This is a genomic window from Exiguobacterium sp. N4-1P, from assembly GCF_002214325.1.
Genome location: NZ_CP022236.1, coordinates 77154 through 93302 on the forward strand (window position 1 = coordinate 77154; position 16149 = coordinate 93302).

Below are 16149 nucleotides of genomic sequence, written 5' to 3' on the forward strand. Positions count from 1 at the left end.
GATAAAAAGAGGTCATGCCAATTTTCACTGTCGCAGGATAGGAAATTATTGTATAATTGTAGGCAATTGATTAGTTCGTCATAGAAGCTTGGAGGGATGAAGGATGAGTTTGGTTTCGTTCGACCAGTTTGAGTGCATGTCTGATGAGGCGCTTGTGGAACAAGCGAAGGTATTCGATAATAGCGATGCCCTTGAATTTTTGATCGAGCGCTATCGTAACTTCGTACGTGCGAAGGCCCGGTCATATTTTTTGATTGGTGCGGACCGCGAAGATATCATTCAAGAAGGTATGATTGGCCTATACAAAGCAGTACGTGACTACCGGACTGATAAGTTGGCTTCTTTTAAAGGATTTGCCGAACTCTGCATCACACGGCAAATGATCACGGCAATCAAGACGGCGACCCGTCAAAAACATATTCCTCTCAATTCGTACATCTCGCTTGATAAACCAATTTATGATGATGAATCTTCTGAACGGACGTTGCTTGATATCATCACTTCGACGGCACCATCGGATCCGCAAATCTTGATCGTCAACCGAGAAGAGTATGCAGACATCGAAACGAAGATGGATGAAATCCTTAGTGACTTAGAACGAAAAGTGTTGGCACTTTATCTCGACGGAAGAACGTACCAAGAGATTTCGGATGATCTCGATCGCCACGTCAAATCAATTGATAACGCGTTACAGCGTGTCAAACGGAAACTGGAGCGATACCTCGAGGCACGTGAGTTGATTGTCTAACCGCGAGGTGGATTGACCAATCCGACTACCGTATGCTACTGTATAAATAGCGCCTTACTAGCGAGACGCCGCTCATAGGCGTTTTTTTTTACGCTCTTTTTTGGAGGAATCTCCTCCGTTCGAGAGAGAGAGCGGCAAAGAAGGAGGTCTTTTGAGATGGCGAAGAAAGTAGGCCTTGCTTGTGATATTTGCGGTGCCCGCGATTATACGACGATGAAAAAAGAGGATGTCACAGTCCGCTTGGAATTGAAAAAATTCTGTCGGCGTTGTAACGCGCATACGATTCATAAAGAAGCGAAATAAGGCTTCATCTATCCCGATTTAATACATCCTGGAGGGAAAGTACGATGAAATTTTTGCGTGACGTATGGAATGAACTGAAAAAGACGAGCTGGCCAAAACGAAAAGAATTGACGAAGTACACATTGACGGTAATCGGTATGGTTATCTTCATGGGCGTCTTCATCTTTGGTATCGATTCTGGTCTCAGCGCACTCATGAGTTGGTTGATTAAGTAAAAGAAGAGGTGGCGTACCATGGATAAACAGTGGTTTGTCGTCCAAACGTACTCTGGATTCGAAAACAACGTCAAGGCTAACCTTGAACGTCGGATCGAGTCTATGAACATGGACGAGAAAATCTTCCGTGTACTCGTTCCGATTGAAACGGTACAGGAAGAAGTAACGAATAAAAAAGGCGAAACAAAAATCAAAGAGCGTGAAGTTAAGATTTTCCCGGGGTATGTCCTCGTTGAAATGGTCATGACGGATGATTCTTGGTATGTTGTTCGTAACACACCGAACGTAACCGGATTCCTCGGTTCAGTGGGTGGTGGATCGAAACCGACGCCGCTTCTTCCTGAAGAAGCTGAAAACATCCTTGGTTCAATGGGACTTGTCGACATGAAGAGTCGTTATGACTACTCACTCGGTCAAATCGTCCGAATCAAAGAGGGTGCCTTCGAGAACCTTGAAGGAACGGTTGAAGAGCTTGATACAGAAACAGAAAAAATGAAAGTTTCTGTAGATATGTTCGGTCGCGAAACGAAAGTAGAACTCGATTTTTCACAAGTTGAAAAAATCGATTAAGTTTCCTATTGCGAATGTTTTGTTTTAATGGTACAATTTTTCCTGTTTGATGTTGTGCTTATTTCGATAAATAACTCGTCGAATAGAATGAGTGGGAGGACGCGCAACGTCCAATTAAACCACATTAAAGAATTAAGGAGGTGTGTCTCGTGGCGAAGAAGGTTATGAAACTAGTTAAACTTCAAATTCCTGCGGGCAAAGCAAACCCAGCTCCACCAGTTGGACCGGCACTCGGTCAAGCAGGTGTGAACATCATGGGCTTCTGTAAAGAGTTCAACGCTCGTACACAAGACCAAGCCGGCTTGATTATCCCTGTAGTCATCACGGTTTTTGAAGATCGTTCATTTACGTTTATTACTAAAACTCCACCAGCAGCAGTTCTCTTGAAGAAAGCAGCTGGAATCGAGAGCGGTTCAGGCGAGCCTAACCGTAAGAAAGTAGCGACTGTCAAACGTGACAAAGTTCGCGAAATCGCTGAAACGAAAATGCCAGACCTCAACGCAGCATCTGTTGAAACAGCGATGTTGATGGTTGAAGGTACTGCACGTTCTATGGGTATCGTAATCGAAGACTAAGTCTTTCGAATTACAATGAACAACGATGAGGGTCGCAGGCGGATAGTTAATTGAAGCCTTGCTACCCTTTCATTATGTGGGAGGATTTTCCGCACAACCACAAAGGAGGAACCTAAAATGGGTAAGAAGTACAAAGAAGCTGCTAAACTTATCGATCGTACGGTTTCATACGAACTCGCTGAAGCTGTAGACTTAACTAAAAAGTCTGCAACAGCGAAATTCGATGAAACGATCGAACTTGCTGTTCGTCTCGGAGTCGATCCGAAGAAAGCAGATCAACAAATCCGTGGAGCAGTCGTATTGCCACACGGTACTGGTAAAACACAACGCGTTCTCGTCTTCGCGAAAGGTGAGAAATTGAAAGAAGCGGAAGCTGCTGGAGCAGATTACGCTGGTGATTCTGAGTATATCGCTAAAATCCAAAAAGGATGGTTCGACTTCGATGTTATCGTTGCGACACCTGACATGATGGGTGAAGTTGGTAAACTCGGTCGTGTTCTCGGACCTAAAGGCCTCATGCCTAACCCGAAAACAGGAACTGTTACATTTGACGTCACAAAAGCAATCAACGATATCAAAGCTGGTAAAGTTGAGTACCGTGTCGACAAATCAGGTAACATCCACGTTCCTGTCGGTAAAAAATCATTCGATAACGAGAAGTTGGTTGAAAACATCACTACCGTTATGGAAACTCTCGTAAAAGTTAAGCCTGCTACTGCTAAAGGTGTTTACCTTAAAAACATCGCGATCGCTTCTACAATGGGTCCTGGTGTTAAAGTATCTTCAGCTGACTTCGCGAAATAATTTCGTCTAAAACGAACTTGACAACGTTCTAAGAACGCTGTTACAGTATAAAACGTTGATATATTCGACATACCGTAGACAGAAGGTGCTCATCGATTGAGCTTAAACCCTTCCGAGGTGTTCTTGCTCAGAGAGCCTGTTTGTTCAGGTATCCTTTTTGACGATTACGCCTCCTCTGCCCTGCAGAAGGAGGCTTTTTATTTGAAATCGAGCAGCCCCTCGCGCCGGTACAATTTATTTACCAGGAGGTGCAACAGAAATGGCAAACGAAAAAGTTATCGCTGTCAAAGCGGATCTCGTATCTGAGATCGCTGAGAAAATGCAAGCGAGCGCTGGAACAATCGTCGTCGACTACCGTGGTCTCACAGTAGACGAAGTCACTGAACTTCGTAAACAACTCCGCGAAGCGGGTGTTGAATTCAAAGTTTACAAAAACGGTCTCCTTCGCCGCGCAGCAGTTCAAAGCAACCTTGAAGGTCTTGACGAAGTATTCACTGGTCCTAGTGCGATCGCATTCAGCAATGAAGACGTTATTGCGCCAGCTAAGATCTTGAACAACTTCTCTAAAGAACACAAGGCTCTCGAACTTAAAGGTGGTATCATCGAAGGCAAAGTCACTTCAGTAGAAGATGTCAAAGCCCTTGCAGAACTTCCATCACGCGAAGGTCTCCTTTCAATGCTCCTCAGCGTGCTTCAAGCGCCAATCCGCGGTCTCGCGGTGGCAACGAACGCAATCGCAGAGCAAAAAGAAGAACAATCTGCTTAATGTCCGCTTAGCGGGATAGGCAAACACACAATTTTTCAAACCCCAACGTGGGCTAAATCAAAGGAGGAAAACCATAATGGCTTTCAACAAAGAGCAATTTATCGAAGACCTCAAGGGCATGACTGTTCTTGAACTTAACGAACTCGTAAAAACAATCGAAGAAGAATTCGGCGTATCAGCAGCAGCTCCAGTAGCAGCAGCAGGTGCAGGCGCAGCAGCAGCTGAAGAGCAAACTGAATTCGACGTAATCCTTACTAGCGCAGGTTCTGGTAAAATCAACGTCATCAAAGCAGTTCGCGAATTGACAGGCCTCGGTCTTAAAGAAGCGAAAGCACTCGTTGACGGAACTCCGGCTCCAGTTAAAGAAGGCGTTTCGAAAGAAGACGCTGACGCAATCAAAGCTAAGCTTGAAGAAGCTGGCGCAAGCGTAGAAGTTAAGTAATTTTCTTCTTCCGCAGACAAAAGAAGCTCGCTTTGCGGGCTTCTTTTGTTTTCATCTTTAATCAAGAGAGGGGAAGGAAACATGGCAGACCATTATTATACGAATGATCCCTCCTCAAAACGAGATCCGAAATCATGGGAGTTCGTCCTACGCGGCGAAACATTCCGCTTCACATCGGACCACGGTGTGTTCTCAAAAGGTGGCGTCGACTTTGGTTCGCGTCTATTGATTGAGGCATTCGTTGAGCCGGATGTACCGGGTGCGATTCTAGATGTCGGTTGCGGATATGGACCGATGGGGATTTCACTGGCAAAAGCGACCGGGCGTGACGCGAAACTCGTTGATGTTAACGAACGGGCACTTGAACTAGCGGCTGAAAATGCACGTGCGAATGGTGTTTCCGTGACGACCGGTGTAAGTGACGGGTATGTTGGCGTAGGTGATGAGACATTTGCAGCGATCGTGACGAATCCACCGATTCGGGCAGGAAAAGCAGTTGTTCATCGGATTTTACGTGAAGCTTATGATCACCTCGTAGTAGGGGGCGCCCTCTGGGTCGTCATTCAGAAAAAACAAGGGGGACCATCAGCGAAGAAACTGATGGAAGAAGTCTTCGGTTCTTGCGAGACAGTAACCCGCGATAAAGGGTATTCAATATTTAAATCAATTCGGTCTTGACAAATCGGGTGATTTGTCGTTGACCTTGTGTTGTGTCTATGATAGTATTATAAAATGCCATTGGAGTGATTTTTGGATAAGCAGGTTGAAAGTAGCTGGCGTTCTCGACTACAGATGATTGAGTAGACAAGACGTCGCTTTTTTGCGCTTATCGGTCAAAAAATGGCTTCAATGTTCGATATTACACCCGTCCTTCTCTAGAAGAAGAAGTGGGTCTGAGAGGTGAATCAGTTGACTGGTCAACTTGTTCAGTACGGTCGTCACCGTCAGAGAAGAAGCTATGCACGTATCAGCGAAGTATTAGAACTTCCAAATCTAATTGAGATTCAAACGAATTCATACGAATGGTTCCTACGGGAAGGTCTTCGTGAGATGTTTCATGACATTTCGCCGATTTCCGACTTCACAGGAAATCTCGTATTAGAATTCATCGATTACTCGCTCGGTGAGCCGAAGTATTCGATTGATGAATCGAAAGAACGCGACGTGACCTATTCGGCACCACTGCGCGTTAAAGTCCGTCTTCAAAACAAAGAGACGGGTGAATTGAAGGAACAAGAAGTCTTCATGGGTGACTTCCCGCTTATGACGGAGTCGGGAACATTCATTATTAATGGTGCGGAACGAGTTATCGTTTCTCAGCTTGTTCGTTCGCCAAGTGTGTATTACAACAATAAGTTAGATAAGAACGGTAAACGTGGATTCTCGGCAACGGTCATCCCGAACCGTGGAGCATGGCTCGAACTTGAGACAGATGCGAAAGATATCGTATATGTCCGAATCGACCGCACGCGTAAGATTCCTGTAACGGTTCTTTTACGTGCTCTTGGTTTCGGTACGGATCAGGAAATCATCGATCTCCTTGGAGATGATGAGTACCTCCGGAATTCGCTTGAAAAAGATAATACAGAATCAACGGAAAAAGCCCTCATCGAAATCTATGAGCGTCTACGCCCGGGTGAGCCACCGACAGTTGAAAATGCGAAAGCACTTCTCGTGTCACGGTTCTTCGACCCGAAACGTTACGACTTGGCAAACGTTGGTCGCTATAAAATCAATAAGAAGCTTCATCTGAAGAATCGTCTGTTCGGACAAAAGCTTGCGGAAACGCTCGTTGACCCTGAAACAGGTGAAGTAATCGCAGAAGCTGGAACGGTTCTTGACCGTCGTATGCTCGACAAAGTCTTGCCATTCCTTGAAGGATCTGTCGGTTACATCGAAGCGACGCCAACTGGCGGCGTAACACAAGGCGAAGCCTTCAACTTACAGTCGATCAAGGTGTTCGCACCGGACGATGCTGAAGGTGAACGCATCATCAATATCATCGGTAACGGTAACATCGATCGTGACATCAAGCACATTACGCCTGCTGACATGATTGCTGCAATCAACTACTTCTTCAACTTGTTGCATGAAGTAGGAACAACAGACGATATCGACCACCTCGGTAACCGTCGTCTCCGTTCTGTCGGTGAATTGCTCCAAAACCAGTTCCGTATTGGTCTTTCACGTATGGAACGTGTCGTTAAGGAACGTATGTCGATTCAAGATCAGAATGCGATCACGCCACAGGCATTGATCAACATTCGTCCTGTTATCGCGTCAATTAAAGAGTTCTTCGGTAGCTCACAGTTATCACAGTTCATGGACCAAACAAACCCGCTCGCTGAGTTGACGCACAAACGTCGTCTATCTGCTCTCGGACCCGGTGGTTTGACACGTGAGCGTGCTGGCTTTGAAGTTCGAGATGTTCACTACTCGCATTATTCCCGTATGTGTCCAATCGAAACGCCAGAGGGACCAAACATCGGTTTGATCAACTCACTGTCTTCGTTCGCGAAAGTCAATGAGTATGGTTTCATCGAAGCACCATACCGCCGTGTCAATCCGGAAACGGGTGTTGTCACGGATGAAATTCACTACATGACGGCAGACGAAGAAGATCTCTACGTCGTTGCGCAGGCAAACATGTTGTTGACGGAAGAGAAGACGTTCCAAGATACACACGTCCTCTCACGTTTCCGTGGACAAAACTTGTCTGTTGAGCCATCACGTGTCGATTACATGGATGTTTCTCCGAAACAGGTTGTTTCGGCAGCGACAGCATGTATTCCGTTCCTTGAGAACGATGACTCGAACCGTGCCCTCATGGGAGCAAACATGCAACGTCAGGCCGTACCACTTCTCGATCCAGAATCTCCGATTGTTGGAACTGGGATGGAGTACGTGTCTGCGAAAGACTCAGGAGCTGCCGTTGTTGCAAAACACTCTGGTATCGCTGAGCGCGTAACGGCTCGTGAAATCCTTGTCCGTCGTACGACGGAAGTCGATGGCAACATCGTTCAAGGTGAACTTGATCGTTATAAAATCCAAAAATTCATTCGTTCTAACCAAGGAACGTGCTATAACCAAAAACCAATCATCAAAGCAGGCGATCCTGTCGATAAAGGCGAGATTCTTGCAGATGGTCCATCAATGGACGGTGGGGAACTTGCGCTCGGTCGTAACGTACTCGTCGGTTTCATGACATGGGATGGTTACAACTACGAGGATGCCGTCATCATGAGCGAACGTCTTGTGAAAGATGATGTCTACACATCGATCCACATTGAGGAATACGAATGTGAATCACGCGATACAAAACTCGGACCGGAAGAAATCACTCGTGATATTCCGAACGTCGGTGACGACGCCCTGAAAAACCTCGACGACCGCGGAATCATTCGTGTCGGTGCTGAAGTAAAAGATGGGGATATCTTAGTCGGTAAAGTTACACCTAAGGGCGTAACGGAATTGACAGCTGAAGAACGTCTGTTACATGCGATCTTCGGTGAAAAAGCACGTGAAGTGCGTGATACATCACTCCGTGTACCACACGGCGGCGACGGTATCATCCTTGACGTCAAAATCTTCGATCGTGATAACGGCGACGAACTATCTCCTGGTGTCAACCAGTTGATCCGTGCGTACATCGTTCAAAAACGTAAGATTCACGAAGGAGATAAAATGGCAGGTCGTCACGGTAACAAAGGTGTTATCTCACGTATCTTGCCAGAAGAAGACATGCCGTACATGCCAGACGGCACACCAATCGACATCATGTTGAACCCACTTGGTGTACCATCACGGATGAACATCGGGCAGTTGCTCGAGCTTCACCTTGGTATGGCTGCACGCCAACTCGGAATCAAAGTCGCATCACCGGTATTTGATGGTGCACGTGAGGAAGATGTTTGGGCAACGATTGAAGAAGCCGGTATGGATCGCGACGCGAAGACTGTTCTTTATGACGGTCGTTCGGGTGAAGCGTTTGATAACCGCATCTCGGTCGGTGTCATGTATATGATTAAACTCGCCCACATGGTCGATGATAAGCTTCACGCACGTTCGACGGGTCCTTACTCACTCGTTACGCAACAGCCGCTCGGTGGTAAAGCCCAGTTCGGTGGACAGCGTTTCGGAGAGATGGAAGTTTGGGCACTTGAAGCATATGGTGCCGCGTATACACTCCAAGAGATCTTAACGATCAAATCGGATGATACGATCGGTCGTGTTAAAGCGTATGAAGCGATCGTTAAAGGCGAAAATGTACCGCAACCGGGCGTACCGGAATCGTTCCGAGTTCTCATTAAAGAACTTCAATCACTTGGTATGGACGTTAAGATGATGTCTGCTGAGGACGAAGAGATCGAAATGAAGGACGACGACGAGGACAACATCCCGAACGCGACTCCAGCACTCGAAGAAGTTCAAGCGCCTGTCGCACCAGTTGTTACTGAAGAGGAATAAGCGAAAGGGAGGTCCACCCCTTGGTAGATGTTAATAGATTTGAATATATGAAAATCGGCCTCGCTTCCCCCGAAAAGATCCGTTCGTGGTCTTTCGGGGAAGTGAAAAAGCCGGAGACGATCAACTATCGTACGCTCAAGCCAGAGAAAGACGGTTTGTTCTGTGAACGGATTTTTGGTCCAACGAAAGACTGGGAATGTTACTGTGGGAAATACAAACGAATCCGTTATAAAGGAATCATTTGTGACCGCTGTGGCGTTGAAGTCACGAAGTCGAAAGTCCGTCGTGAGCGCATGGGTCACATCGAGCTCGCAGCACCGGTTTCGCACATTTGGTACTTCAAAGGAATCCCAAGTCGTATGGGTCTTGTCTTAGATATGTCACCACGTGCGCTCGAAGAGATCATTTACTTCGCATCGTACGTCGTTACAGATCCGGGCGAATCGACACTCGAGAAAAAACAACTCCTTTCAGAAAAAGAATACCGTGCATACCGTGAGAAATTCGGTAGCTCATTCACAGCTGAAATGGGTGCGGAAGCAGTTCGTAAATTGCTCCGCGACGTTGAACTCGAAAAAGAAGTAGCTGGTTTACGTGAAGACCTTCGAATGATTCAAGGACAACGTCGTACACGTGCGATCAAACGTCTTGAAGTCTTAGATGCTTTCCGCAACTCAGGCAACAACCCGGAATGGATGGTTCTCGAAGTATTGCCAGTCATCCCGCCGGAACTTCGTCCGATGGTCCAGCTTGATGGTGGACGTTTCGCGACATCAGATTTAAACGATTTATACCGTCGTGTTATCAACCGTAACAACCGTCTCAAGCGTCTTCTTGACCTTGGCGCTCCGAACATCATCGTTCAGAATGAAAAACGGATGTTACAAGAAGCGGTTGATGCCTTGATCGATAATGGTCGTCGTGGCCGTCCGGTCACTGGACCAGGTAACCGTCCATTAAAATCTCTTTCACATATGTTGAAAGGGAAACAAGGACGTTTCCGTCAAAACTTACTCGGTAAACGTGTCGACTACTCTGGTCGTTCGGTTATCGTCGTTGGTCCAAACTTGAAGATGTATCAATGTGGTCTTCCAAAAGAAATGGCCCTTGAGCTCTTCAAACCGTTTGTTATGAAAGAACTCGTCTCACGTGGTATCGCACCAAACATTAAGAGTGCGAAACGTAAAATCGAACGCGTTCAACCTGAAATCTGGGATGTACTTGAAGAAGTCATCCGCGAGCATCCGGTTCTCTTGAACCGTGCACCGACACTTCACCGTCTCGGTATTCAGGCGTTCGAACCAACACTTGTCGAGGGTCGCGCGATTCGCCTACACCCACTCGTATGTACGGCTTACAACGCCGATTTCGATGGTGACCAAATGGCGGTCCACGTACCACTTTCTGCAGAAGCACAAGCAGAAGCACGTCTTCTCATGCTCGCTGCACAAAACATCTTGAACCCGAAAGACGGTAAGCCTGTTGTTACACCATCGCAGGATATGGTCCTCGGTAACTACTACCTCACACTCGAACGCGAAAACGCGATCGGTGAAGGTAAAATCTTCTCGACTGTGAATGAAGCACTCATCGCCTACCAAAACGGGTATGTTCACTTCCATTCACGTGTTGCGATTCCTGCCGGCGTTCTTAAGAACCCGACGTTTACAGAGTCACAAAACGAGAAATTATTGGTTACGACTGTCGGTAAGTTGATCTTCAACGAGATCCTCCCAACGACTTTCCCATACTTGAATGAGCCAACAATGAGCAACTTACAGGAAGCAACGCCTGAGAAGTACTTCCTTGAAAATGGAACGGATGTTGCTGCTGAAATCAAGAACCGTCCAATCATTGAGCCATTCAAAAAAGGATTCCTTGGAAATGTCATCGCGGAAGTCTTCAAACGTTTCGAAACGACGGAGACGAGCCGTATGCTCGACCGCATGAAAAACCTTGGTTTCAAACACTCGACACGTGCCGGTATCACGGTTGGTATCTCGGATATCATCGTACTTCCGGACAAACAGGAAATCCTGGTCGAAGCACAAGATAACGTGGATCGCGTTATGAAATCGTACCGCCGTGGTCTCATCACGGAAGACGAGCGCTATGAGCGTGTCGTCAAGTCGTGGAACGACGCGAAGGATGAAATTCAGTCTCGTCTGATGAAATCCCTCAACCGTCTAAACCCGATCTTCATGATGAGTGACTCTGGTGCCCGTGGTAACGCGTCAAACTTTACGCAGCTTGCAGGGATGCGTGGACTCATGGCCGCTCCAAGTGGACGGATCATCGAGCTCCCGATCAAATCTTCGTTCCGTGAGGGTCTGACGGTTCAGGAATACTTCATCTCGACGCACGGTGCGCGTAAAGGTCTTGCCGATACAGCCTTGAAAACTGCCGATTCAGGTTACCTGACTCGTCGTCTCGTTGATGTAGCGCAAGATGTTATCATTCGTGAAGATGATTGTGGAACGGATCGTGGTATCCGTGTCATGGCTCTTCGCGAAGGAACGGAAGAAATCGAAAGTCTTTACGACCGACTCGTCGGACGTACGGCATTCGAAAAAGTCGTTCACCCGGAAACGGGAGAAGTTCTTGTTTCTGTTAACGAACTCATCGACGAAGATATCGCGCGTACAATTACGGACGCTGGTATCGACAACGTTGAAATTCGTACTGCCTTCACTTGTAACACGAGTCATGGTGTCTGTAAGAAATGTTACGGACGTAACCTTGCAACGGGTAACGATGTTGAAGTCGGTGAAGCAGTCGGAATCATTGCGGCACAATCAATCGGTGAGCCAGGAACGCAGCTTACAATGCGTACCTTCCACACAGGTGGGGTTGCCGGAGATGATATCACGCAAGGTCTTCCACGTATCCAAGAGTTGTTCGAGGCCCGTAACCCGAAAGGTCAAGCGGTCATCTCGGAAATCGACGGACAAGTCATCGACTTTACAGAGTCGCGTGACAAACGTGAATTGACGATTCAAGGTCTGAGCGAAACACGCACATACACGATTCCATTCGGATCGCGTCTACGTGTTCAACTCGGTGAAGAAGTCATTGCCGGTCAAGTGTTCACAGAAGGATCGATTGATCCGAAAGAACTCTTAAACGTTAAAGGTGTATCTGGTGTTCAGAACTACCTTCTTCAGGAAGTTCAAAAAGTATACCGGATGCAAGGAGTTGAAATCGGTGACAAGCACGTCGAGGTCATGGTTCGTCAAATGATCCGCCGCGTTCGCGTCATCGAGTCAGGTGAGACAACACTTCTCCCTGGTTCACTCGTTGATATCAGTACCTTTAAAGAAGCATGTAAAGAAGCGCTCCGTGCAGGAAAAGCACTCGCTTCCGCTAAACCAGTTCTCCTTGGTATTACAAAAGCATCGCTTGAGACAGACTCGTTCCTATCAGCTGCTTCGTTCCAGGAAACTACTCGTGTCCTTACGGATGCAGCAATCAAAGGGAAGAGCGACTACCTTCGCGGCTTGAAAGAGAACGTTATTATCGGTAAACTAGTTCCAGCTGGTACAGGAATGACACGTTACCGTCAAATCGGACTCGAAGTAGCTGGTGAAGCACCTGTAGAAGCAGATTCTCCTGTAGAATAAAACGCCTTGACACGTCGGTATGGCGGTGCTACTATGATATAGTGTTGCCAACCGGCCGTGTTATTTTGGAGGATATCTTCATGTCTTACAAAAAAGTAGTCGGCGCAGATTTGAAGTTTGTCGGTCAAAAGCAAACGCTCAAAGCATTGCGATCTGGCAAGGCGTCGGAAGTGATCATCGCGGATGACGCAGATGAACACGTAAAACAAGCATTGCTCGATGCGGCGAAACAAGCTAACGTTCCGGTTGTGAACGTGCCTTCTAAGCTTGAGCTTGGTAAGGTTTGTGGAATCGATGTCGCGGCAACTGCTGTTGCCATTAAGAAAGTTTGATAATACGTTTTGTGTGGCGATGGAATGCCTGAGCCACGCAAAACGTTTCATTATGACTTTCGATGAACCACCCGGCTCGGTGGTTTTGAAACTTGTCATGAATTCAGGAAGGGAGGATCTCAAAGATGCCTACTATCAATCAATTGGTCCGTAAAGGACGTCAATCAAAAGTTGTGAAATCAGATTCGCCAGCGCTGAACAAAGGGTACAACAGCTTCATTAAAGCTCGTACTGACATCAGCTCACCACAAAAACGTGGTGTTTGTACTCGTGTAGGTACAATGACTCCGAAGAAACCGAACTCGGCTCTTCGTAAGTACGCACGTGTACGCTTGACGAACACAATGGAAGTAACAGCTTACATCCCAGGTATCGGCCACAACTTGCAAGAACACAGTGTTGTTCTTATTCGCGGAGGCCGCGTAAAAGACTTACCAGGGGTACGTTATCACATCGTTCGTGGTGCACTTGATACAGCTGGAGTTGACGGCCGTATGCAAGGTCGCTCGAAATATGGTACTAAACGTCCAAAAGCAGCAAAAAAATAATCTAGATATCTGAAGATATCACCTCACTATATGAAAGGAGGGACTCGGAATGCCACGTAAAGGTCAAGCAGAACGTCGTGATGTAATGGCTGATCCGATCTACAACTCTAAACTCGTTACCCGCCTTATCAACCGTCTTATGTTAGATGGTAAAAAAGGTACTGCTCAACAAATCTTATACAAAGCTTTCGAAACTATCGCTGAACGTTCAGGTCGCGATGCAATGGAAGTTTTTGAAGAGGCGATGAACAACATCATGCCAGTTCTTGAAGTAAAAGCACGCCGTGTAGGTGGAGCTAACTATCAAGTTCCTGTCGAAGTCCGCCCTGAGCGCCGTACGACACTCGCACTTCGTTACCTCGTGAACTACTCACGTCTCCGTAACGAGAAAACTATGGATGCTCGTCTTGCTAATGAAATCATGGACGCTGCAAACAACACTGGTGCTTCTGTTAAGAAGCGCGAAGATATGCACAAAATGGCGGAAGCGAACAAAGCGTTTGCTCACTACCGCTGGTAAATCCGGAATTAACCACCTCATCTATGCCATTTTGTATGGAAATATGAGGTGGCTTTCGGGTATAGTCATGACGTGTGGCAACGCACGTACACTAAATTAAAATGCGAAAGGAGAATGTTTAAAGATGGCAAGAGAATTCTCCCTTAAGAACACCCGTAATATCGGGATCATGGCCCACATCGATGCTGGTAAAACAACAACGACTGAGCGTATCCTCTATTACACGGGTCGTATCCACAAAATCGGTGAAACGCACGAAGGTGCTTCACAAATGGACTGGATGGAGCAAGAGCAAGAACGTGGAATCACGATTACATCGGCAGCAACAACTGCACAATGGAAAGGTAACCGCGTAAACATCATCGATACTCCTGGACACGTAGACTTCACTGTTGAAGTTGAACGTTCACTCCGTGTACTTGATGGTGCGGTTGCAGTACTTGATGCTCAGTCTGGTGTTGAGCCACAAACTGAGACAGTATGGCGCCAAGCTACAACTTACGGCGTACCACGTATCGTTTTCGTAAACAAAATGGATAAAATCGGTGCAGACTTCCTGTACTCGGTCGGAACGCTCCGCGATCGCCTTCAAGCGAACGCACACGCAATCCAAATTCCAATCGGCGCTGAAGATGAATTCAAAGGAATCATCGACCTCGTTGAAAAGAAAACATACATGTACGGTAACGACATCGGTACTGATATCGAAGTAACGGATGGTTTCCCTGCAGAATTCGCAGACGAAGCTGAAGAACTTCGTGCATCATTAATCGAAGCTGTTGCGGATTACGAAGAAGAAATGATGATGAAATACCTCGAGGGCGAGGAAATTTCAATCGAAGAGTTAAAAGCGGGTATCCGTAAAGCGACTCTTACAGTTGATTTCTACCCTGTACTCGTTGGTTCGGCATTCAAGAACAAAGGTGTCCAGCTTATGCTTGACGCAGTCCTTGACTACCTCCCATCACCAGTCGACGTAAAAGCAATCACAGGAATTAACATGGATACAGATGAAGAGATCGTTCGTGAGTCTACTGACGAAGCGCCATTTTCTGCACTTGCATTCAAAGTTATGACTGACCCGTATGTTGGTAAATTAACGTTCTTCCGTGTGTACTCTGGTACAGCTTCGGCAGGATCATACGTTAAGAACTCAACAAAAGGTAAACGTGAGCGTCTTGGACGTATCCTTCAAATGCACGCGAACAGCCGTGAGGAGATCCCAATGGTCTTCGCTGGTGACATCGCTGCAGCTGTAGGTCTTAAAGATACGACTACTGGTGATACGCTTTGTTCTGAGAAAGACAACGTCGTTCTCGAATCAATGACATTCCCAGAACCAGTTATCTCGGTCGCAATCGAACCAAAAACGAAAGCCGACCAAGATAAAATGGGTCAAGCACTTGCTAAGCTTGCTGAAGAGGATCCAACGTTCCGCACTGAAACAAACCCAGAGACTGGTCAAACGATCATCTCAGGTATGGGTGAGCTTCACCTCGACATCATCGTTGACCGTATGCGTCGCGAGTTCAAAGTCGAAGCTAACGTTGGTGCTCCACAAGTAGCTTACCGTGAAACGATTCGCCAAGCAGCGAAAATCGATTCTAAGTTCGCTCGTCAATCAGGTGGTCGTGGTCAGTATGGTCACGTCGTCGTAGAATTCGAGCCGAACGAAGAAGGTGCTGGCTTCGAGTTCAACAACAAAATCGTCGGTGGTGTTGTTCCGCGTGAATACATCCCAGCGGTTGAAAACGGAATCGAAGAAGCACTTCAAAACGGTATCCTTGCTGGTTATCCAGTAGTTGACGTTAAAGCAGCACTCGTTTTCGGTTCATACCACGATGTCGACTCAAACGAGATGGCATTTAAAATCGCGGCTTCAATGGCAGTCAAACAACTTAAAGATAAGAGCGGCGCTGTTATCCTTGAGCCAATGATGAAAGTTGAAATCGTCATCCCAGACGAATACATGGGAGACATCATGGGTGACGTTACGTCACGCCGTGGACGCGTTGAAGGTATGGAAGCTCGTGGGAACGCACAAGTCGTTCGCTCGATGATTCCACTTTCGGAAATGTTCGGATATGCAACAGGACTTCGTTCGCGCACACAAGGTCGCGGTACGTACTCAATGCACTTCGATCACTACGAAGAAGTACCGAAATCAGTTGCTGAAGAAATCATCAAAAAATCAAACGGCTAATCCTTCACAGGTTGTCACGATTATTTGATTAGTGTA

Annotated in this window: 15 protein-coding genes and 1 other annotated feature; all 15 genes read left to right on the top strand. The window is 46.8% G+C overall.

Annotated features, from left to right (window positions below):
• Positions 1 to 103: 103 nt before the first annotated feature.
• The 15 genes from sigH (at position 104) to fusA (ending at position 16113) form a co-directional block, all read left to right on the top strand.
• The gene (gene sigH, locus A0126_RS00440; RefSeq protein ID WP_088836002.1) at positions 104 to 748 is read left to right on the top strand and encodes an RNA polymerase sporulation sigma factor SigH; all 645 of its coding nucleotides are present in this window, start codon (positions 104 to 106) and stop codon (positions 746 to 748) included.
• Between the two features lie 156 nt (positions 749 to 904).
• Positions 905 to 1051, top strand: a complete 147-nt coding sequence (gene rpmG, locus A0126_RS00445; RefSeq protein WP_029332247.1) for a 50S ribosomal protein L33 — start codon at positions 905 to 907, stop codon at positions 1049 to 1051.
• A 44-nt stretch (positions 1052 to 1095) separates the two neighbouring features.
• The gene (gene secE, locus A0126_RS00450) at positions 1096 to 1266 is read left to right on the top strand and encodes a preprotein translocase subunit SecE (RefSeq protein WP_029332248.1); all 171 of its coding nucleotides are present in this window, start codon (positions 1096 to 1098) and stop codon (positions 1264 to 1266) included.
• An 18-nt stretch (positions 1267 to 1284) separates the two neighbouring features.
• Positions 1285 to 1836, top strand: a complete 552-nt coding sequence (nusG, locus tag A0126_RS00455; RefSeq protein WP_088836003.1) for a transcription termination/antitermination protein NusG — start codon at positions 1285 to 1287, stop codon at positions 1834 to 1836.
• A 149-nt stretch (positions 1837 to 1985) separates the two neighbouring features.
• The gene (gene rplK, locus A0126_RS00460; protein WP_012368996.1) at positions 1986 to 2411 is read left to right on the top strand and encodes a 50S ribosomal protein L11; all 426 of its coding nucleotides are present in this window, start codon (positions 1986 to 1988) and stop codon (positions 2409 to 2411) included.
• 117 nt (positions 2412 to 2528) lie between these two features.
• Entirely contained in the window at positions 2529 to 3215 is a 687-nt protein-coding gene (rplA, locus tag A0126_RS00465) for a 50S ribosomal protein L1 (protein ID WP_029332250.1), read from the top strand.
• Between the two features lie 54 nt (positions 3216 to 3269).
• Positions 3270 to 3424: a sequence feature (ribosomal protein L10 leader region), on the top strand.
• A gap of 50 nt (positions 3425 to 3474) precedes the next feature.
• Positions 3475 to 3981 (top strand): 50S ribosomal protein L10, encoded by a 507-nt coding sequence (gene rplJ, locus A0126_RS00470; protein ID WP_029332251.1) that lies wholly within the window; start codon positions 3475 to 3477, stop codon positions 3979 to 3981.
• Between the two features lie 76 nt (positions 3982 to 4057).
• Complete coding sequence (rplL, locus tag A0126_RS00475) at positions 4058 to 4423, top strand: 50S ribosomal protein L7/L12 (RefSeq protein WP_012368999.1); 366 nt, start codon at positions 4058 to 4060, stop codon at positions 4421 to 4423.
• Between the two features lie 81 nt (positions 4424 to 4504).
• Positions 4505 to 5101, top strand: coding sequence for a class I SAM-dependent methyltransferase (locus A0126_RS00480; protein WP_088836004.1), 597 nt, complete (start codon positions 4505 to 4507; stop codon positions 5099 to 5101).
• A gap of 231 nt (positions 5102 to 5332) precedes the next feature.
• Positions 5333 to 8890: a DNA-directed RNA polymerase subunit beta gene (gene rpoB / locus A0126_RS00485; RefSeq protein WP_088838389.1), complete on the top strand. Its 3558-nt coding sequence runs from the start codon at positions 5333 to 5335 to the stop codon at positions 8888 to 8890.
• Between the two features lie 20 nt (positions 8891 to 8910).
• Entirely contained in the window at positions 8911 to 12510 is a 3600-nt protein-coding gene (gene rpoC, locus A0126_RS00490) for a DNA-directed RNA polymerase subunit beta' (RefSeq protein WP_088836005.1), read from the top strand.
• Between the two features lie 80 nt (positions 12511 to 12590).
• Positions 12591 to 12842, top strand: coding sequence for a ribosomal L7Ae/L30e/S12e/Gadd45 family protein (locus A0126_RS00495; RefSeq protein ID WP_088836006.1), 252 nt, complete (start codon positions 12591 to 12593; stop codon positions 12840 to 12842).
• A gap of 125 nt (positions 12843 to 12967) precedes the next feature.
• Positions 12968 to 13390, top strand: coding sequence for a 30S ribosomal protein S12 (rpsL, locus tag A0126_RS00500; protein WP_012369004.1), 423 nt, complete (start codon positions 12968 to 12970; stop codon positions 13388 to 13390).
• 49 nt (positions 13391 to 13439) lie between these two features.
• Positions 13440 to 13910: a 30S ribosomal protein S7 gene (gene rpsG, locus A0126_RS00505; RefSeq protein WP_023466623.1), complete on the top strand. Its 471-nt coding sequence runs from the start codon at positions 13440 to 13442 to the stop codon at positions 13908 to 13910.
• Between the two features lie 124 nt (positions 13911 to 14034).
• Positions 14035 to 16113, top strand: coding sequence for an elongation factor G (gene fusA / locus A0126_RS00510; protein WP_029332256.1), 2079 nt, complete (start codon positions 14035 to 14037; stop codon positions 16111 to 16113).
• Positions 16114 to 16149 lie beyond the last annotated feature (36 nt).